The 18,466-nt window shown below is 69.7% G+C and carries 17 protein-coding genes and 1 riboswitch; of the genes, 10 read left to right on the plus strand and 7 right to left on the minus strand.

Annotation, left to right across the window (positions count from 1 at the left end; genetic code table 11):
* Window positions 1-45 precede the first annotated feature (45 nt).
* From gatC to gatB, 3 genes are read left to right on the plus strand one after another with little or no spacing between them, the layout of a single operon-like run.
* Window positions 46-342, plus strand: a complete 297-nt coding sequence (gene gatC, locus ACWEOO_RS11675; protein WP_350274544.1) for an Asp-tRNA(Asn)/Glu-tRNA(Gln) amidotransferase subunit GatC — start codon at window positions 46-48, stop codon at window positions 340-342.
* Between the two features lie 2 nt (window positions 343-344).
* Complete coding sequence (gene gatA / locus ACWEOO_RS11680) at window positions 345-1,850, plus strand: Asp-tRNA(Asn)/Glu-tRNA(Gln) amidotransferase subunit GatA (RefSeq protein WP_452142902.1); 1,506 nt, start codon at window positions 345-347, stop codon at window positions 1,848-1,850.
* Window positions 1,847-3,343 (plus strand): Asp-tRNA(Asn)/Glu-tRNA(Gln) amidotransferase subunit GatB, encoded by a 1,497-nt coding sequence (gene gatB / locus ACWEOO_RS11685; RefSeq protein WP_359930384.1) that lies wholly within the window; start codon window positions 1,847-1,849, stop codon window positions 3,341-3,343. Before gatA ends, gatB begins: the two co-directional genes overlap by 4 nt.
* Window positions 3,344-3,456: 113 nt before the next feature.
* Here gatB and ACWEOO_RS11690 read toward each other — a convergent pair whose 3' ends face one another.
* The 4 genes from ACWEOO_RS11690 to ACWEOO_RS11705 form a co-directional block, all read right to left on the minus strand.
* Window positions 3,457-3,816, minus strand: coding sequence for a hypothetical protein (locus ACWEOO_RS11690; protein WP_452142903.1), 360 nt, complete (start codon window positions 3,814-3,816; stop codon window positions 3,457-3,459).
* Between the two features lie 248 nt (window positions 3,817-4,064).
* Entirely contained in the window at window positions 4,065-5,165 is a 1,101-nt protein-coding gene (locus ACWEOO_RS11695) for a PQQ-dependent sugar dehydrogenase (RefSeq protein ID WP_452142904.1), read from the minus strand.
* A 135-nt stretch (window positions 5,166-5,300) separates the two neighbouring features.
* Window positions 5,301-6,584: a class I SAM-dependent methyltransferase gene (locus ACWEOO_RS11700; protein WP_452142905.1), complete on the minus strand. Its 1,284-nt coding sequence runs from the start codon at window positions 6,582-6,584 to the stop codon at window positions 5,301-5,303.
* Window positions 6,581-7,960 (minus strand): FAD-binding oxidoreductase, encoded by a 1,380-nt coding sequence (locus ACWEOO_RS11705; protein WP_452142906.1) that lies wholly within the window; start codon window positions 7,958-7,960, stop codon window positions 6,581-6,583. The genes ACWEOO_RS11700 and ACWEOO_RS11705 overlap by 4 nt, the downstream gene beginning before the upstream one ends.
* Before the next feature lie 77 nt (window positions 7,961-8,037).
* On the opposite strand from ACWEOO_RS11705, the gene ACWEOO_RS11710 reads away from it, so the two are divergent.
* The 5 genes from ACWEOO_RS11710 (at window position 8,038) to ACWEOO_RS11730 (ending at window position 13,340) form a co-directional block, all read left to right on the plus strand.
* Window positions 8,038-8,970, plus strand: coding sequence for a 2-hydroxyacid dehydrogenase (locus ACWEOO_RS11710; protein ID WP_452142907.1), 933 nt, complete (start codon window positions 8,038-8,040; stop codon window positions 8,968-8,970).
* 33 nt (window positions 8,971-9,003) lie between these two features.
* Window positions 9,004-10,098, plus strand: coding sequence for a WD40/YVTN/BNR-like repeat-containing protein (locus ACWEOO_RS11715; protein ID WP_452142908.1), 1,095 nt, complete (start codon window positions 9,004-9,006; stop codon window positions 10,096-10,098).
* A complete protein-coding gene (locus ACWEOO_RS11720; protein ID WP_452142909.1) occupies window positions 10,095-10,358 on the plus strand; it encodes a MoaD/ThiS family protein in 264 nt (87 codons plus the stop codon). Before ACWEOO_RS11715 ends, ACWEOO_RS11720 begins: the two co-directional genes overlap by 4 nt.
* A 57-nt stretch (window positions 10,359-10,415) precedes the next feature.
* Window positions 10,416-10,961, plus strand: coding sequence for an AAA family ATPase (locus ACWEOO_RS11725; protein ID WP_452142910.1), 546 nt, complete (start codon window positions 10,416-10,418; stop codon window positions 10,959-10,961).
* 120 nt (window positions 10,962-11,081) lie between these two features.
* Complete coding sequence (locus ACWEOO_RS11730) at window positions 11,082-13,340, plus strand: MMPL family transporter (RefSeq protein WP_452142911.1); 2,259 nt, start codon at window positions 11,082-11,084, stop codon at window positions 13,338-13,340.
* Here the strand turns inward: ACWEOO_RS11730 and ACWEOO_RS11735 are convergent, their stop codons facing one another.
* The 3 genes from ACWEOO_RS11735 to ACWEOO_RS11745 all read right to left on the minus strand — a co-directional run bounded on the left by ACWEOO_RS11735 (window position 13,341) and on the right by ACWEOO_RS11745 (window position 15,645).
* Window positions 13,341-14,219, minus strand: a complete 879-nt coding sequence (locus ACWEOO_RS11735) for a 5-aminoimidazole-4-carboxamide ribonucleotide transformylase (RefSeq protein WP_452142912.1) — start codon at window positions 14,217-14,219, stop codon at window positions 13,341-13,343.
* An 18-nt stretch (window positions 14,220-14,237) separates the two neighbouring features.
* A riboswitch (ZMP/ZTP riboswitch) is annotated at window positions 14,238-14,314 on the minus strand.
* Window positions 14,315-14,316: 2 nt separating this feature from the next.
* Window positions 14,317-15,036, minus strand: a complete 720-nt coding sequence (locus tag ACWEOO_RS11740) for a class I SAM-dependent methyltransferase (protein WP_452142913.1) — start codon at window positions 15,034-15,036, stop codon at window positions 14,317-14,319.
* An 84-nt stretch (window positions 15,037-15,120) separates the two neighbouring features.
* Window positions 15,121-15,645, minus strand: a complete 525-nt coding sequence (locus ACWEOO_RS11745; RefSeq protein ID WP_452142914.1) for a CHAP domain-containing protein — start codon at window positions 15,643-15,645, stop codon at window positions 15,121-15,123.
* A gap of 415 nt (window positions 15,646-16,060) precedes the next feature.
* Between ACWEOO_RS11745 and ACWEOO_RS11750 the strand changes: the two genes are divergently transcribed.
* Together ACWEOO_RS11750 and ilvN are read left to right on the plus strand one after the other, a co-directional pair.
* Window positions 16,061-17,812: an acetolactate synthase large subunit gene (locus ACWEOO_RS11750; protein WP_359930422.1), complete on the plus strand. Its 1,752-nt coding sequence runs from the start codon at window positions 16,061-16,063 to the stop codon at window positions 17,810-17,812.
* Window positions 17,812-18,450 (plus strand): acetolactate synthase small subunit, encoded by a 639-nt coding sequence (gene ilvN, locus ACWEOO_RS11755; protein ID WP_452142915.1) that lies wholly within the window; start codon window positions 17,812-17,814, stop codon window positions 18,448-18,450. Before ACWEOO_RS11750 ends, ilvN begins: the two co-directional genes overlap by 1 nt.
* The last annotated feature ends 16 nt before the right edge of the window (window positions 18,451-18,466 follow it).

The following is an 18,466-nucleotide window of genomic DNA, read 5'->3' on the forward strand; positions in this document are numbered from 1 at the left end:
GGCGGAAAGCGCTACGGGAAGTCCTGCGAACCATTGGATCAGTTCATGCCATCGATTACCCGCGAAGAGGTCGCGCACCTGGCGCGACTGGCGCGGATCGAGCTCACCGACGACGAGCTCGACCACCTCGCGCCGCAGCTCGACCAGATCATCACCTTGGTCGGGCAGGTCAGCCAGGTGGCGGCGGACGACATCCCGCCGACCTCGCACGCCCTGCCGCTGACCAACGTGATGCGCCCGGACGAGAACGTCCCGTGCCTCACGCCCGAGCAGGCGCTGTCCGGCGCGCCGGCCGCGGAGGAGCAGCGTTTCCGGGTGCCGCGGATCCTGGAGGAGGACTGACCATGGCCGACCTCACCAGGAAGACCGCGGCCGAGCTCGCGGAGCTGATGACGTCCGGGCAGGCCAGCTCGGTGGAGATCACCCAGGCCCACCTCGACCGGATCGCCGCCGTCGACGGCGCCGTGCACGCGTTCCTGCACGTGGACTCCGAGGGCGCGCTGGCGCAGGCGAAGGCCGTCGACGACAAGCGCGCCGCAGGTGAGCAGCTGTCCCCGCTGGCCGGTGTGCCGCTGGCGCTGAAGGACGTGCTCACCCAGGAGGGTGTGCCGACCACGGCCGGTTCGAAGATCCTCGAGGGCTGGAAGCCGCCGTACGACTCGACGGTCGTGAAGCGGCTGAAGGACGCCGGGATCGTGATTCTTGGCAAGACCAACATGGACGAGTTCGCGATGGGCTCCTCCACCGAGAACTCGGCGTACGGCACCACCCACAACCCGTGGGACCTGGGCCGGATCCCGGGTGGTTCCGGTGGCGGTTCGTCCGCGGCCGTCTCGGCGTACGAGGCGCCGCTCGCGATCGGCACCGACACCGGCGGCTCGATCCGGCAGCCCGGCGCCTTCACCGGCACGGTCGGCGTCAAGCCGACGTACGGCGGCACCTCGCGGTACGGGTTGATCGCGCTGGCCTCCTCGCTGGACACGCCGGGCCCGTGTGCGCGGACGACCCTCGACGCGGCTCTGCTGCACGAGGTGATCGCCGGCTGGGACCCGATGGACTCCACGTCGATCAACCAGGACGTCCCGCCGGTGGTCGAGGCGGCGCGCAACGGTGACGTCGCCGGTCTGCGGATCGGCGTCGTGAAGGAGCTCGGCGGCGAGGGCTACCAGCCGGGCGTCGAGGCCCGCTTCCACGAGGCGGTCGAGCTGCTCACCAAGCTCGGCGCCGAGGTGGTCGAGGTCTCCTGCCCGCACTTCCAGTACGCGCTCCCGGCGTACTACCTGATCCTGCCGAGCGAGGCCTCGTCCAACCTGGCCAAGTTCGACGCGATGCGGTACGGCCTGCGCGTCGGCGACGACGGGGAGAACAGCGCCGAGAAGGTGATGAGCCTGACCCGCGAGGCCGGCTTCGGCGCCGAGGTGAAGCGCCGCATCATGCTCGGCACGCACGCCCTGTCCAGTGGGTACTACGACGCGTACTACGGCCAGGCGCAGAAGGTGCGGACGCTGATCGCCCGCGACTTCGCCAACGCCTACGAGCAGGTCGACGTGCTGGTCTCGCCGGCCACGCCGACGACCGCGTTCGCGATCGGCGACCGGATCGACGACCCGATCGCGATGTACAAGAACGACCTCTGCACGATCCCGTCCAACCTGGCCGGTAACGCGGCCGCGTCGTTCCCGTGCGGCCTCGCCGACGAGGACGGCCTGCCGGTCGGTTTCCACGTGATGGCGCCGGTGATGCGCGACGACCTGCTCTACACGGTCGGCGCCGCGCTGGAGTCCGCGCTGGCCGAGCAGTGGGGCGGCGTACTGATGACCAAGGCTCCGGAGCTGGAGGTGACCCGATGACTGCCGAGGTCCTCGAAATCGACGACGCGCTGGCGCAGTACGACCCGGTGATGGGCCTCGAGGTCCACGTCGAGCTGAACACGAAGTCGAAGATGTTCTGCGGCTGCCCGACCGAGTTCGGCGCGCCGCCGAACACCCAGACCTGCCCGGTCTGCCTCGGTTTGCCGGGCGCGCTGCCGGTGGTGAACGCCAAGGCGGTCGAGTCCGCGATCAGGATCGGCCTGGCGCTGAACTGCGAGATCGCCGAGTGGTGCCGGTTCGCCCGGAAGAACTACTTCTACCCGGACATGCCGAAGAACTTCCAGACCTCGCAGTACGACGAGCCGATCGCGTTCAACGGCTGGACCGAGGTCGTCGTCGACGGCGAGACGTACCGGATCGAGATCGAGCGCGCGCACATGGAGGAGGACACCGGCAAGTCCACCCACATCGGCGGCGCGACCGGCCGGATCCACGGCGCCTCGCACTCGCTGGTCGACTACAACCGGGCAGGCATCCCGCTGATCGAGATCGTCACCAAGACGATCGAGGTCCCGCCGGCGAAGGCAGCTGCGGTCGCCCGGGCGTATGTGAGCATGCTGCGCGATCTGCTGCTGTCGCTGGACGTCTCGGACGTCCGGATGGACCAGGGCTCGCTCCGTTGCGACGCGAACGTCTCGCTGAAGCCGCACGGTTCCACTGCGCTGGGCACGCGGACCGAGACCAAGAACGTGAACTCGTTCCGTTCGGTCGAGCGCGCGATCACCTACGAGATCACCCGGCAGGCGGCGATCTTGTCGTCCGGCGGCAAGATCCTGCAGGAGACCCGGCACTGGCACGAGGACACCGGCATCACCACGTCCGGCCGGGAGAAGTCCGACGCGGATGACTACCGGTACTTCCCGGAGCCCGACCTGGTCCCGGTCGCGCCGTCGCGCGAGTGGGTGGAGGAGCTGCGCGGGACGCTGCCGGAGGCGCCGTCGGTCCGGCGGGCGCGGTTGCAGCAGGACTGGGGTTTCACCGACCTCGAGATGCGCGACGTCATCAACGGCAACGCGCTCGAGCCGATCGTCGCGACGGTCGAGCTCGGTGTCACGCCGGCCGCCGCGAAGAAGTGGTGGCTGGGTGAGCTGGCCCGCTCGGCGAACGAGTCCGGTCAGGAGCTCGACGCGCTCGGCGTCGGCCCCGCCGAGGTCGCCGAGGTCCAGAAGCTCGTCGACGACGGCACGCTGAACGACAAGCTCGCCCGCCAGGTCTTCGAAGGCCTCCTCGCCGGCGAGGGCACCCCGGCCGAGATCATCGAGAAGCGCGGCCTGGCCCTGGTCTCCGACGACTCCGCCCTCCTGGAGGCGATCGACCGCGCCATCGCCGCCAACCCCGACGTCGTCGAAAAGGTCAACTCCGGCAAACCAGCCGCCGCCGGCGCCCTCATCGGCGCGGTCATGAAGGACATGCGCGGCCAAGCAGACGCCGCCAAGGTCCGCCAGCTCCTCAACGAGAAGCTGGGCATCTGACTCTCACCCGCCACCTGACCGGCCATCTCGGGGGTCAACCCCCGAGATGGCCGGTTGGCACCTGAGAATCATCGTCCGCAACCGGCCATCCGAAGGGTTGACCCCTCAGATGGTCAGGCGGCGTCGCGCTGCTGTTGCCCCGGATGCGGGGCGTCGGCGATCACGGTGCGCTCGACTCGGCCGTCGTCGACGTCGGCCGCATCCGCGAGCAGGGTCTGGGCGACCGACAGTTCCTCGGCCGTGCAGCGGACCTCGTAGCGGGTTGGCAGGACCTCAGTGGTCACGGCTTCGGGGCGATTACGGACCAGCCCGCGGAACAGCCCCCCGAGCGCCCCGACGAGTACGCCGTACACAAATCCCCACACCACAACGGCGAGACCGTTCAGCGTCGTCTCGGCCACCAGAGTGACGAAGACCGCCGCGAGTACGCCGAGAAGCGCGCCGTGCGCGGCACTGACCAGGGTGAGCCTCACGGCTGGGACGGTTCTGCGTCTGGTGGCCTGCCGGAGTCCGGCGCCGACGATCTCCAGGTTGGCCGCTGTCATCCCGTAGCTTCTGAGGTACTCGACTGTTCGCTGAGCATCGTCGAATCTGCTCACCGATGCGATCACGCTGCTGTGGACGCCAGACGCCTGGCCGGTCGGCATACCGATCTCCTCCTCAGGTCGTTTCCTTCCAACAAGTACCAGACGACCGAAGAGCTGAAACGGTTGACTTCTGCTCAGGAGGTGCTGATCGTCACGCGCAGGATCCGGTCGTCGCCGTCGCGGGTGTCGCCGCGGCCGTCGGTGTTCGACGTGGTCACCCACAACGACCCGTCCGGCGCGGTCTCGACCGTACGCAAACGCCCGTACTGGTTGGTGAAGAACGCCTGCGGCTCACCGACCCGCTTGCCGCCCGCGACCGGGATCGCCCAGAGCCGCTGGCCGCGCAACGACGCCATGAAGATGTACCCCTTGGCGAACGCGATCCCGGACGGCGACGCGTCGGCCGTGTGCCACTGCGCGATCGGGTCGGTCATGCCGTCGAGTTGGCTGATGCCTTCCGCGGCCGGCCAGCCGTAGTTCGAGCCGGGGGTGATGGCGTTCAGCTCGTCCCAGGTGTTCTGCCCGAACTCCGCGCCGTACAACTGGTCGCCGTCGAACGCGAGCCCCTGGACGTTGCGGTGGCCCTTGGTGATCCACACCCGCCCGTCCGGGTTGCCCGGCGCGGCCTTGCCCTCGGTGGTGATCCGCAGGATCTTCCCGCCGAGCGAGTCGTCGTTCTGCGAGTTCGGCCGGTCCGACCCGTCGCCGGTCCCGGCGTACAGGAACCCGTCCGGACCGAACCGCAGCCGCCCGCCGTTGTGGATCGCCGCGGCCGGAATCCCCTCGAGGATCACCTGCTGGTCCGACAACTTCCCGCTCTGGTAGGTGATCCGCGCGATCCGGTTGTCGTCGCCGCCCGAGTAGTACGCGTAGAGGTACGGCTTCCCCGGATACCCCGGATCCACCGCGAGCCCGAGCAACCCACCTTCGGACGACGGGTTCACGCCATCCACCTCACCGACGTCACTCACCTGCCCGTCGGCGATCCGCTTGATCTTCCCCGAATCCCGCTCCGCCACCAACGCACTCTTGTCCGGCAGAAACGCCAGCCCCCACGGCACCTCGATCCCCGTCGCCACCGTCGAAGCCACCGTCAACTTCACCGCCCCCACAGCCCCGCTCGCCGTACCCGAGCTGACAGTCGCCGGCGCCGTACCCGCCGCCGACGACGAGTCCTCCGAACACCCCACCACCAACGCCAACGCCGCCACCACCACCGCAGCCCGACCGCGCACGCCCGTCTCCTCCACTCGCCCTGCCCCCAAGCTAGCGACAACCACCAGCCCGCACCGCCGGAATGACCCGACCTGCAATCAATTCGAGAGACCACACGCCGAAACCGGCAGGACTTGATGCGCCGGGCGTATGACTCACCAGGTAGGTCTCAGCGGGAAGTGGGAGTTGCCGCGGTGGTCGGGTTTTGTGGCGAGGACTTGGTGGAGTTGGATGGTGTTGTGTTCGAAGCCGGCTCGGCTGGCGGCTAGGTAGAGGCCCCAGATCTTCGCGGTGGGGTGGCCGACCTCGGCGACGGCCTCGTCCCAGTGGGTGACCAGGTTTTCGTTCCAGGCGGTGAGGGTGAGGGCGTAGTGCTCGCGGAGGTTCTCCTCGTGGCGGACCTCGAAGCCGGCGTCCTGGGCCTCGGTGATGATGCGGCCGGAGCCGATCAGTTCGCCGTCGGGGAAGATGTAGCGGTCGATGAACGCGCCGGTGTTGCGGAACCGGTTGTCCGGCCGGGTGATGCAGTGGTTGAGCAGCCGGCCGCCGGGCTTGAGCCGGCTGTGCAGGAAACCGAAGTACGACGGGTAGTTCCGGACGCCGATGTGCTCGGTCAGGCCGATCGAGCTGATTGCGTCGAAGTCGTACTCGGGGACGTCGCGGTAGTCCAGGAACCGCACCTCGGCGCGATTCTCCAGCCCGTCCCGTTTGATCGCCAGCGCTGCCCATTCGGCCTGCGCCGCGGACAGCGTGACGCCCAGCGCGGTGACGCCGTACTCGCGGGCCGCGTGCCGCACCATGCCGCCCCACCCGCAGCCGACGTCGAGCAGCCGCATGCCCGGCTTCAGGTCGAGCTTGCGCGCGACCAGGTCGTACTTCTCGAACTGCGCCTCTTCCAGCGTGGCGTCCGCGGTCGGGTAGACCGCGCACGTGTACGTCATCGACGGCCCGAGCACCCACTCGTAGAACGTGTTCGACACGTCGTAGTGGTGGTGGATCGCGGACTTGTCCCGCGCCTTCGAGTGCCGCAGCCCCTCGAAGGTACGCCGCCACTTGGGCAGGTGCTCCTGCGGCGGGGGAGGCGGCGGCTTCAGGTGGCTCCACCCAAGGCTGCGGAGGATCCGGACGGCCTCGGCGGCCTTCGGCCGGTGGAAGTGGAACTGATCGAGGATCATCCGCATCAGGTCGTACGGGTTGCCCGGGTGGACGCCGGTGATCTCCAGGTCGCCCATCACGTACGCGCGGACCATCCCGAGATCGCCGGGCGCGGTCAGGATGTACGACAGCCCGCGCTCGTTGGCCAGATGCATGTGAATGGGCGAGTCCGAGGGACCCGCCTCGCTGCCGTCGTACGCCGAGAACCGGAACGGCAAAGCGTCCGGAATCACGGCCGTGAGGGCTTCGGCGATCGATACCTGCTGGGTCGCGAGCGTCGTCATCGGCGCGTCACCGCCTTTTCGTAGAGCCCGGTGAGCCGGGCGTCCGGGTCGTAGCGTTTCTTCACCTCGTCCAGCGCTGCGACGTTGTAGAGCCGGTCGAAGGTCTCACGGTCGTAGTAGGCGTCGGAGTACAGCGACTTGTGGCCGCCGAAGTCGGTGACGGCGGCCTCGATCCTCCGGTTCACGTCGCCGTCGGCGGCGCCCGGCGCGATCGGCACGGTGCCCCAGAAGCCGACGTTGACGTACGTCTCGCCGGGCTTCAGTGGATACAGCGGCCAGGACGCCGCGCCGCGCAGTCGCAACGGGCAGAGCCAGACCGGCCGCATGCCCACGTTCGCGTCGAACCAGCGCAGGAACTCCGCCAGTCGCGCGACCGGGATCTCCACGTCCTGCACCACGCGCTCGCGGTCCGCATGACCGCGGCGGCGGTTCAGCCGGGCGGCGACGTGGTGCCGGTTCTCGAAGCCGACGATCTTGTAGAACACGTCGCTGCGTCGCCAGCGGCGAGGCCACAACCGCCGTACGACGGGCTGCTGCGCGCCGAACGCCCTCGAGCACCAGAACCAGTCGGTGTCCCAGCGCCACAGGTAGTCGTGGGCGGTGAGGAAGTCCCGCTGCCGCTGCTGGATCGAACGGTAATAGATCTGCTGACCTGTGTAGTCGCTGGTGCGGATCGCGGCGTCGCTGTTGCGTCCGAGGGTGAGGTACGCCTCCGACGGGCTGAACGCGACGCCGTCGACGAAGTGCACCGGCTCACCGTCGTACGTGCCGGAGGCAACGATCTCGTCGATGGCCGGCGCGAGCTCGTCCAGGCCGAGCCGGATGTGCCGGAGCGCGACGTACGGCGAGATGCGGTCGAGCTCGATGCGCAGCCGGGTGGCGTACCCGAGCGTGCCGTAGGAGTTCGGGAACATCCGGAACAGGTCCGCGTGCTCACCGGAAGGCCGCGCCGTGACCACGTCGCCGGCGCCGGTGAGGATGTCCAGCTCGAGCACGGACTCGTGCGGGAGGCCGGCGCGGAACGACGACGACTCGATGCCGAGCCCGGTGACCGCGCCGCCGAGCGTGATCGTCTTCAGCTGCGGCACCACCATCGGCATCAGGCCGTACGGAAGGGTCGCCGCGACCAGGTCCTCGTACGTGCACATGCCCTGGACGTCGGCCGTGCGGGCGGCCGGGTCGATGCCGAGGACACCGGTCAGCTTCGACACGTCCAGCCCCGGACGGTCGACCGCGGCCCGCGGCCGGAACAGGTTCGAGCTGCGCTTGGCCAGCCGAACGGGCTCGCCCGGCGGGATCAGTTCGTACGACTCCCGCAGCCGCCCGACGGCCTGATCGTGCGCGACCACCACCGCCCTGTCCGATGTCGAAGGCACCGATCCAGAGTACGACGACGGCCGCTCCGTGGCACCGGAGTTCAAAACTGTCCACGATCCCGAGTAGGTTGAAACGCATGGTTGACGTGGTGAAGGCATGGCTTCCGTGGGAGGACCCCGCCGGGTTCCTCGGCGGGGTGCCCGACGGGTTCGACGTGGACTTCTATGCCGGCGGCGAGCGGCCCACGTCGCTCGACGAGGTCGAGTTCTATGTGCCGAGCTACATGGGCGGCGGTGACGTGTTCGACGTCATCCGCGACATGCCGGCGCTGAAGGTCGTGCAGCTGCAGACGGCCGGGTTCGAGCACGCGCAGTCGCGGCTCGCCGACGGCGTCACCCTGTGCAACGCGCGCGGCGTGCACGACGCGTCGACGGCCGAGCTGGCGGTCGGGCTCATCCTCGCGTCGTTCCGGAACCTGCCGCGTGCGGTCCGTGACCAGGAGCGCCAGGTCTGGCCGGGGTCGTACGACGAGGTCGACGACTCGCTCGCCGACCGCACGGTGCTGATCCTCGGGTACGGCGCGATCGGCGAGGCGCTCGAGCGGCGGCTGACCGGGTTCGAGTGCGACGTGATCCGGGTCGCCCGGAGTGCGCGGGACGGCGTGCACCCGATCGCGGAGCTGCCCGAGCTGTTGCCGCGCGCCGACGTCGTCGTGCTGCTGACCCCCGCGACGCCGGAGACCAAGCGGATGGTGGACGCCAAGTTCCTGGCCTCGATGAAGGACGGCGCCCTGCTGGTGAACGTCGCCCGCGGCATCGTCGTCGACACCGACGCGCTGCTCGCCGAGCTCGGGACGCGCCGGATCCGGGCCGCGCTCGACGTGACCGACCCGGAGCCGTTGCCCGCCGGACATCCGTTGTGGTCTGCTCCGAATGTGCTGATCAACCCGCACCGCGGCGGCGCCTCGACGGCGTTCGCGCCGCGGGTCGCGCGGCTGGTGCGTGCGCAGTTGCAGCGCTACGCGTCCGGGGAACCGTTGATCAACGTGGTGGCTGGCCCGCCACGCTAGAACACGCTAGGACACGCTAGGAGGAGGACGACGATGTCCGAGGCCGTACTGCTGATCGGTACCAAGAAGGGGCTCTGGATCGGCCGGAGCGACGCTGCCCGCAAGGACTGGCAGCTGGACGGGCCGGTGCCCGAGTTCGAGATGCAGGGCGTGTACGCCGTGGGCATCGACACTCGCGGCGACCGGCCTCGGCTGTTCGTCGGCGGCACCAGCGAGCACTGGGGGCCGGCGGTCTTCCACTCCGACGACCTCGGCAAGAGCTGGGCGGAGCCGCCGGAGGGCTCGATCGGGTTCCCGGAGGACGCCGACGCGTCGCTGGAGCGGGTCTGGCAGATCCAGCCGGGACCGCCAGGTCAGCCGGGCGTCGTGTACGCCGGGTCCGAGCCGCAGGCGCTGTGGAAGTCGACCGACGGCGGGGTCACGTTCGAGCTGGTCCGCGGTCTGTGGGACCACCCGCACCGGTCGGAGTGGGGCGCCGGGTTCGGCGGCGCGGCGATCCACACCGTGGTGCCGCACCCGACCGATCCCGACCGGGTGAGTGTGGCGATGTCCACCGGCGGGGTCTACCGGACCGCCGACGGCGGCGCGACCTGGTCCCCGGCGAACCAGGGGATCCAGGCGAAATTCTTCCCGGACCCGTACCCGGAGTTCGGCCAGTGCGTCCACAAGCTGGCCGCGCACCCCGACGCACCGGAGCGGCTGTTCGCGCAGAACCACCACGGCGTGTACCGCTCGGACGACGGCGGCGCGGTCTGGACGTCGATCGCGGACGGCCTGCCGTCGGACTTCGGGTTCCCGATCGTGGTGCACCCGCACGAGCCCGAGACCGTGTACGTGTTCCCGCTGGTCGCGGACGCGAACCGGATTCCCACCGGGGCGCAGTGCCGGGTCTTCCGGTCCCGGGACGCCGGCGCCACCTGGGAGCCGCTGGCGGCCGGACTGCCCGACGTCTCCTACGTCCCGGTGCTGCGGGACGCGATGTCCACCGACACCGCCGATCCCGCCGGGGTGTACGTCGGCACGCGGGACGGCTGTGTCTACGCGAGCCCCGACGCCGGCGACGGCTGGGTCGAGGTCGCCCGGCACCTGCCCGACGTACTGACCGTGCGCGCCGCGGTGGTCGGATGATCGGCGTCCGGCTGCCCACGGTGCTCCGGCCGTTCGCGGGCGGCGCCGAGCGCGTCGAGGTCGAGGCGCGGACCGTGGCCGAGGCGTTCGCCGCGCTCGACGCACCGCTGCGCCGGCGGCTGACCGACGAGCAGGGGGCGATCCGCCGGCACGTCAACATCTTCCTGGGTGACGACAACATCCGCGATCTCGACGGTCTGGGGACGCCGCTCGACGACGGCGACGAGCTGCTGATCCTGCCCAGCGTCGCGGGCGGCTGACGGCGCGCGAAACAAAAGACTGCACTTCCGGGCGCCGCTTGGCTAGCGTCGGGCGGCATGAGCAACGTCCTCCTGCTGACCGGGCCGTCCGGCTCCGGCAAGACGACCGTGGCGCGACTCGTCGCGACCGACGCGCCACGGCCCACGATGCACCTGACCACCGACGAGTTCTACCGCGGTATCCGGACCGGCTTCGTCGCGCCGTACCTGCCCGGTGCGGAACGCCAGAACGAGGTGGTCGTCGAGGCGATCGTCGCCACCGTCGCCGTCTATGCGCGCGGCGGATACGACGTGGTGGTCGACGGCGTCATCGGCCCGTGGTTCCTCACCCCGTTCCGTGCGGCCGCGGCAGCGGGGGAGTGGGCGATGTCGTACGTCGTCCTCCGCCCGGACCTCGGGACGACGCTGCAGCGCGGACAGGCCCGGCCCCAGCCCGAGTTGACCGACGCCGACGCCCTCACCGGGCTGCACGGCGCGTTCGCCGACCTCGGCGCGCTGGAGCCGCACGCGCTCGACACCACCCGGCTCGACCCGGACCGAACGGCCGCCGAGGTCCGCAAAGCCGTTGCCTCCGGCTCCTACCTGCTCAACGCCAGCGGATGAGGACAGGCTGTGACCGTCGGCGCCGAGGGGTTGTGACCCTGTCCCGGCCGACCTAGATTCGCGGGTGGGGGCCGGCGGCTGGGCCGTCGCCTGGGGGGTGCCCGGGGGGAGGGGCACCTCATGCATGCATTCCTGCACCGCCTCGGTCGCGGGGCGGCACACTTCCATTGGCTCGTGATCGGCGGCTGGCTGGTGGCCGTCGTCGCGCTGTTCGTGCTCAAAGGTGCGTTCGGCGGCACGTATTCCAACAACTACACGGTTCCGGGCAGTGAGTCATCCGCTGGTTTGAACATCCTGAACAAGGACTTCAGCACCGCCGGCGGCTATTCGGGCTCGATCGTGTTCCACGCGAAGTCCGGCACGGTGGCCGAACACTCCGCGCAGGTCAAGTCGTCGATGGACGCCGTCGCGAAACTGCCCGACGTGGTCAGCGCCGTCGACCCGCTGGCGACCTCGCAGACGGCGTACATCTCCAAGGACGGCAGCATCGTCAACGCGCCGGTCTCGTTCTCGGTTGTCCCGGCCGCACTCGACAGCTCGTACCTCGACAAACTCGACGCGGCGGTCGAGCCGGCCCGCGCGGCCGGCCTCCAGGTCGAGTACGGCGGCGGCGCCGGTCAGATCGGCAAACAGGCCGACGACCTCCCCTCGGAGGCGATCGGTCTCCTGCTCGCGCTGGTGCTGCTGTTCCTGATGTTCCGGTCCGTCGTCGCGGCCGGACTGCCGCTGCTGTCGGCGGTCTTCAGCGTCGGCGGCGGACTGGCGATCCTCGGTCTGCTCGCGGCGGTGAAGACGTTCCCGGTGTCCGCGCCGACGGTCGCGACCTTGCTCGGCCTCGGGGTCGCGATCGACTACGGACTCTTCCTGGTGTCGCGCCATCGCGAGCAGCTGGAGGACGGGATGAGCGTCCGCGAGTCGGCCGGGCGCGCCGCGTCCACCTCGGGCGCGGCCATCGTGGTCGCCGGCGGGACGGTCGTGATCGCGATCCTCGGTCTGTACGTGTCCGGCGTACCGTTCGTCGGCGCGCTCGGGCTGTCGTCGGCGATCGTGGTCGCGGTCACGGTGCTGGCCGCCCTGACGCTGATCCCCGCGCTGCTGGGGCTCGCGAATCTGAGGGTCCTGAACCGCAAGGACCGGCACCACCTCACCGAGGAACGCGAACTCGAGGCCGCTCTCCCGGACGATTCCGCGGTCGCCGCGCATCGTGCGGAGGAACACGAGCTCCGCGACGCCGCGCACGAGCGGAGTGCGTTCGCGCGCTGGGGCCGCAAGGTGAGCGCCCGGCCGTGGCCGTTCGGCATCGCCGCGACGCTGGTGCTGCTCGTCCTGTCGATCCCGCTGCTGTCGATGAACCTCGGCCAGCTCGACGCCGGTACCGACCCGGCCCAGGACTCCAGCCGGAAGGCGTACGACCTGATCGCGCAGGGGTTCGGCCCGGGAGCCAACGGTCCGCTGACGGTCGTCGTCCAGCTGGAGTCGGTCAGTGCGGCCGACAGGCAGTCGGTGCTCAGCGGCCTGGCTTCGACGCTGCAGGAGACCCCGGGTGTGGCCGCCGTCCAGCAGCCGAGCACGAACAGCGCCGGGACGACCGCGATCATCAACGTCGTCCCGACCACGTCGCCGTCGTCGGCCGACACCGAGGACCTGGTCAACCGGATCCGTGACGACGTGCTGCCCGGCCAGAAGGAACCGACGTACGTCGTCGGCACCACCGCCGGGTACGTCGACTTCACCGAGAAGGTGGGCAGCCGGATGCCGTGGCTGATCGGGGCTGTGGTGCTGCTCGCGTTCGTGCTGCTGACGGTGGCGTTCCGCTCGCTGCTGATCGGCGTGAAGGCCGCGGTTCTCAACCTGTTGTCGGTCGGGGCCGCGTACGGCGTGATCGTCGCGGTCTTCCAGTGGGGCTGGGGATCGTCGCTGGTCGGGATCGACGAGAAGGTGCCGATCCCGTCGTTCGTGCCGATGCTGATGTTCGCGATCGTGTTCGGGCTCTCGATGGACTACGAGGTGTTCCTGCTGTCCCGGGTGCACGAGGCCTGGATCGCGACCGGGGACAGCCACCGCGCGGTCGCGATCGGGATCGGCGCGACCGCGCGGGTGATCACCACGGCGGCCGCGATCATGATCGTGGTCTTCCTGAGCTTCGTCCAGGACGACGACCCGACGGTGAAGATGCTGGCGGTCGGCATGGCCGTGGCCGTGCTGATCGACGCCAGCATCGTCAGGATGATCCTGGTCCCGTCCGTGATGACGCTGCTCGGCCCGCGCGCCTGGTGGCTGCCGCGCTGGCTGGACCGGATCGTGCCCGACATCCAACTCGAGGGCGGATCGCCGCCGGCGCCCCCGGCGCCACGGGAGAAGGTGGGCTCGGCTCCCTGATCAGTGCCGGAACAGCCGGACACCGGTCACGGTCCGGCGGATGCCTCGCTCGGCGCACGCCGCGGCGACTTCGCCGGACCGGATCGACCCGCCGGGCTCCACGATGTGCGTGACGCCGTACCGCTGCGCCTCGTCGACGTTGTCGCTGAAGGGGAGTACGCCGTCGGACACCATCGTGACGCCGGTGAGGGGCTCGTCCGAGCGGCGTGACCACCACAGCGCGGCCTTCTCACCGGCCAGGCGGGTGCAGTCGACGCGGGACTGCTGGCCGGCGCCGATGCCGATCGCCACCGCGTCCTTCACCATCACCACGGTGTTCGACTGGGTGTAGCGGGCGACGATCAGGCCGAGCACGGCATCGTCGGGGAGGTCGCGCGGCATCGGCAGCGCGTCGCGCTCCTGCGTCAGCCGCGCGCCGAAGATCTCGCGTACCTCCTCGGCCGGCGGCTCGAACTCCGGGTCGACCTCGAGCACCAGGTAGGTTCCGCGCTTCTTCGCGGCCAGGATCTCGACGACGCCCTCGTCGTACCCGGGCGCGATGATCCCGTCCGAGACGACCCGCTTCAGCACGCCGGCCAGCTCCAGGTCGACCGGGTGCGAGACCGCCACGAAGTCGCCGTACGACGACTTCGGATCGGCGTCCCGGGCGCGGGTGTACGCCGCCGCCACGGTCTCGCCGAGTGCCGCGCCGGCGGGGGAGACGTGCTTGTACGACGCCGCTGCCGGCCTCCCGAGCGTCCGCGCGGCGTCGCGCACCAACTGCCATCCGGTCAGGGCGTCGAGGATGTTGATGTACGACGGTTCGCCCGCGACCACCGTGAACGGCGGGTGCTCGACAGCGGCCGTCTGATGAGGATTCGTTCCGTACCGCAGGCGCATCGGGACCTCCGAGTCGATCGGAGGCGCCCAGGCGGACGACGCCCTGTAGTTCGCTCCCTGGTGGTGATCCACCCTCGCCAGTCGCGGTGGGCCCAGACTACTTCGTGGCGCGGACGACGAGCATCGGCGCGTCCGCGGTCAGCGGCTGCCCGTGCCACCCGCTCTCGATCGTCACGTCGGTGAACCCGGCCTGCCGCAGATCGGCCGTGATCTCCTCGGCCGTCCGGAAGTACAAGACGTTGCGGTAGACCGCGTCGTGGCCGTCCGGGAAGACGTTGTGGGCATCGAACACCACGCGCCCGCCGGCGATCTCGATCAGCTCGAGCCACTCCTTCAGATGCCCGGCCGCGGTGTCGCGCTCGCCGTACGTCGCGTCGCTCGTCCACTGCTCCCACGCGCGGGCGGCCGGGTTGCGCGACTCGAACGCGAACATCCCACCGGGACGCAGCGCGGCGGCGAGCGCTGTCACCGACGCCTGGTGTTCCGCGACGTGCATCATCGTGTTGCCGCTGCTGACCACGAGATCCGCATCGCCGCTCGGCTCGACCACGTGATGGTCGCCGTCGATCCAGGTGACCGCCTGGGCGCCCGGCTGGCGGCGTGCGTAGCCGAGCATCGTCGGGCTCGGGTCGATGCCGATCACCGCCCGGCCCGGTGCAACGAGGGAACGGGTGAGGAGACCGGTGCCGCAGCCGAAGTCGATGACCTTCGTCGTGCCCTCGGCCAGTGACCGGTAGTAGGCGTGGTCGTCGCCCGGCGGGTTGTCCAGGTCGTACAGATGCACCAGCTGCTCGTCGCCGTACGGATCGTCAGTCACCTTTCGCATGCTAGGTCCTCCCCCGGACCAGGCAGTTGGGGAGCCGGTGCGGGGGACGAGTGCCGCACCGGCTCGATCAGGGGATCAGACCGCGGAGACCCAGGCGTAGATGTCGGCGGGACGGCCGGCGTTCCCGGCGTGCTGCGGGTCGAACGGCCCGTGCTTGCGCACCTCGTTGCCCGAGTTGCCCTCGACCGTGGTGATCCTGCCGTCGGTGCCGACGGCAACGACCACGCCGGTGTGCACGCTGGTGTCGGTGTCATCCGGGCTGGTGCCGTAGAGCACGATGTCACCGGGCTGCATGCCGGTGTCGCCGTCGTGCGTGCGGCCCTTGCCCTGGCCCCAGGTGTAGATGTCGCCGGTGAAGCCGTAGTTGGGGATCTGGATGCCGGCCTGCCGCCAGGTCCAGGTGGCGAAGTGCGCGCACCACGCCTCGCACGGTCCGTACGGGTTGCAGTTGCTGCCGGGCGGTGTCTCCTGCTGGCCCACCTCGCCGTTGGCCGCGTTGACGATGGTCGTCCGGGTGTCGGCCGCGGCGGCGGTCAGTGACAGCGATCCGCAGAGGGCGACGGCAACGGCCGCCACGAGGATTCGTACCGAGAGGCGCATGGTCACTCCGATCGGGAGAGGGGGCGGTGGAAACCTTCGAGCGCGCGACCCCAGTATGTGACTGATTAACCTCACAGAGCCATTGCGGTGGCATCAAGTTACCGACACGCTGATCGTAAGACGCTTGTCCCAGATATTGAGATACGAGCGAGCCCAACTTGACCCGCTCGCCGGTTGTCGGCGAATAATGCCTACATGCGATCGATTCTCCTCGTACTTGTGCGGCGCGCCGACTGACGCGACCACAGAGTCGAGCGCGCCCCTTCAGCCAACCCGGCGGAAGGGGTTTTTTGTTGCCAATGCGACTATCTGCGACCCAGTAGCGCGGCGGGAACGACCACGAGCGAGGATGGATCGGTCGCGAAAAGCGCAGCTTTTTCGGCACAACAGCGTGACTGACTGAGGGAAGGCACTCATGAGTGAGCAGCTGACCGGGGCACAGGCTCTGATCCGCGCACTGGAACATGCCGGGGTCGACACCGTCTTCGGCATCCCGGGCGGCGCGATCCTCCCGGCGTACGACCCGATGCTCGACTCGACCCAGATCCGCCACATCCTGGTACGTCACGAGCAGGGCGCCGGCCACGCCGCCCAGGGGTACGCCGCGGCGTCCGGCAAGGTCGGCGTCTGTATGGCCACCTCGGGACCGGGCGCGACGAACCTCGTCACCCCGATCGCCGACGCGTACATGGACTCGGTGCCGCTGGTGGCGATCACCGGTCAGGTCGCGAGCGCCGCGATCGGCACCGACGCCTTCCAGGAGGCCGACATCCGCGGCATCACGATGCCGATCACCAAGCACAACTTCCTGGTCAACAACCCGGACGAGATCGCCACCACGATCGCCGAGGCCTTCCACATCGCCTCCACCGGCCGGCCCGGCCCGGTGCTGGTCGACGTGACCAAGGACGCGATGCAGACCAAGGGCGTCGACTTCCAGTGGCCGACCGAGCTCTCGCTGCCCGGCTACCGGCCGGTGACCCGCCCGCACCCCAAGCAGGTGCGTGAGGCGGCCCGCCTGATCGCCGCGGCCGAGAAGCCCGTGCTGTACGTCGGCGGCGGCGTGATCCGTGCGCAGGCCAGCGCCGAGCTCAAGGAGCTCGCCGAGCTGCTCGGCATCCCCGTTGTCACCACGCTGATGGCCCGCGGCGCCCTGCCGGACACCCACGAGCTGCACTTCGGGATGCCCGGCATGCACGGCTCGGTGTCCGCCGTCGGCGCGCTGCAGCGGTCCGACCTGCTGGTCTGCCTCGGGGCCCGCTTCGACGACCGCGTGACCGGTCGGCTCGACTCGTTCGCGCCGGAGGCGAAGGTCATCCACGCCGACATCGACCCGGCCGAGATCGGCAAGAACCGCGCCGCCGACGTGCCGATCGTCGGCGACTGCAAGGAGGTCATCACCGACCTGATCGCGGCGCTGCGCACCGAGATCGCGAACACCGGCCGCACCCCGTCGTACGACGCGTGGCGCAAGCAGCTCGACGCGGTCCGCGCGCGCTACCCGCTCGGGTACGACGAGCCCGAGGACGGCACGCTGTCGCCGCAGCACGTGATCAAGCGGATCGGCGAGATCGCCGGACCGGACGCCGTCTACACCGCGGGCGTCGGCCAGCACCAGATGTGGTCCGCGCACTTCCTGCCCTTCGAGAAGCCCGGCCACTGGCTGAACTCCGGCGGTCTCGGCACCATGGGGTACGCGGTGCCGGCCGCGATGGGCGCCAAGGTCGCGCGGCCGGACAAGACCGTCTGGGCGATCGACGGCGACGGCTGCTTCCAGATGACCAACCAGGAGCTCGTCACCTGCGCGCTCGAGGGCATCCCGATCAAGGTTGCCGTGATCAACAACCAGTCGCTGGGCATGGTCCGGCAGTGGCAGACGCTGTTCTACGACAAGCGCTACTCCAACACCGACCTGCACTCGGCCCGGATCCCGGACTTCGCCAAGCTCGCCGAGGCGATGGGCGGCGTCGGGCTGCGCTGCTCGGACAAGGACTCGGTCGACGCCACCATCGAGAAGGCGATGGCGGTCAACGACGCGCCGGTGGTCGTTGACTTCGTGGTGCACCGCGACGCGATGGTGTGGCCGATGGTCGCCGCCGGCGTCAGCAACGACGAGATCCAGATCGCCCGCGACATGGCCCCGACCTGGGACAGCGAGGAACTCTGATGAGCAAGCACACTCTGTCGATCCTGGTCGAGAACAAGCACGGTGTGCTGGCCCGCGTGGCGGCGCTCATCTCGCGTCGCGGGTTCAACATCGACTCCCTCGCGGTCGGTCCGACCGAGCATCCCGAGGTGTCCCGGATGACCATCGCGGTCAGCGTGGACGAGCAGCCTCTGGAGCAGATCACCAAGCAGCTCAACAAGCTCGTCAACGTGATCAAGATCGTCGAGCTCGAGCCCACGCAGACCGTCCAGCGCGAACTGCTGCTGGTCAAGGTCAAGGCGGACACCCTGACCCGCGGACAGGTGCTGGAGACCGTCCAGCTGTTCCGTGCGAAGGTGGTCGACGTGGCACCGGACGCGATCACCATCGAGGCGACCGGCAATCCCGAGAAGCTCGAAGCCATGCTCCGGGTGCTGGAACCGTTCGGCGTCCGCGAGCTGGTGCAGTCCGGCATGGTGGCGATCGGCCGGGGCAGCCGCTCCATCTCCGACCGCACCCTGCGACCGGTCCCGGTGCCGCCGCCGCACGTCCAGTCCGGACCCCCGAACGTGCAGGCGCGACCCGCTGATCGCCAGCCTTCGCACCCGGTACCGGCGCCGCCGCCGGGCCGTGCCGCCGCCGTACCGAATCAACACTAAGGAGAAGTGCCCGAAG

Source organism: Kribbella sp. NPDC004138 (assembly GCF_053603655.1).

Excerpts from the sequence above, each read along its gene's own strand:
- ACWEOO_RS11720 (WP_452142909.1), top strand. The coding sequence starts at position 10,095 with ATGATCGGCGTCCGGCTGCCCACGGTGCTCCGGCCGTTCGCGGGCGGC.
- ACWEOO_RS11725 (WP_452142910.1), top strand. The coding sequence starts at position 10,416 with ATGAGCAACGTCCTCCTGCTGACCGGGCCGTCCGGCTCCGGCAAGACG.
- ACWEOO_RS11700 (WP_452142905.1), bottom strand. The coding sequence starts at position 6,584 with ATGACGACGCTCGCGACCCAGCAGGTATCGATCGCCGAAGCCCTCACG.
- ilvN (WP_452142915.1), top strand. The coding sequence starts at position 17,812 with ATGAGCAAGCACACTCTGTCGATCCTGGTCGAGAACAAGCACGGTGTG.
- ACWEOO_RS11745 (WP_452142914.1), bottom strand. The coding sequence starts at position 15,645 with ATGCGCCTCTCGGTACGAATCCTCGTGGCGGCCGTTGCCGTCGCCCTC.
- gatA (WP_452142902.1), top strand. The coding sequence starts at position 345 with ATGGCCGACCTCACCAGGAAGACCGCGGCCGAGCTCGCGGAGCTGATG.
- ACWEOO_RS11715 (WP_452142908.1), top strand. The coding sequence starts at position 9,004 with ATGTCCGAGGCCGTACTGCTGATCGGTACCAAGAAGGGGCTCTGGATC.
- ACWEOO_RS11730 (WP_452142911.1), top strand. The coding sequence starts at position 11,082 with ATGCATGCATTCCTGCACCGCCTCGGTCGCGGGGCGGCACACTTCCAT.
- ACWEOO_RS11750 (WP_359930422.1), top strand. The coding sequence starts at position 16,061 with ATGAGTGAGCAGCTGACCGGGGCACAGGCTCTGATCCGCGCACTGGAA.
- gatB (WP_359930384.1), top strand. The coding sequence starts at position 1,847 with ATGACTGCCGAGGTCCTCGAAATCGACGACGCGCTGGCGCAGTACGAC.
- gatC (WP_350274544.1), top strand. The coding sequence starts at position 46 with ATGCCATCGATTACCCGCGAAGAGGTCGCGCACCTGGCGCGACTGGCG.
- ACWEOO_RS11710 (WP_452142907.1), top strand. The coding sequence starts at position 8,038 with ATGGTTGACGTGGTGAAGGCATGGCTTCCGTGGGAGGACCCCGCCGGG.
- ACWEOO_RS11735 (WP_452142912.1), bottom strand. The coding sequence starts at position 14,219 with ATGCGCCTGCGGTACGGAACGAATCCTCATCAGACGGCCGCTGTCGAG.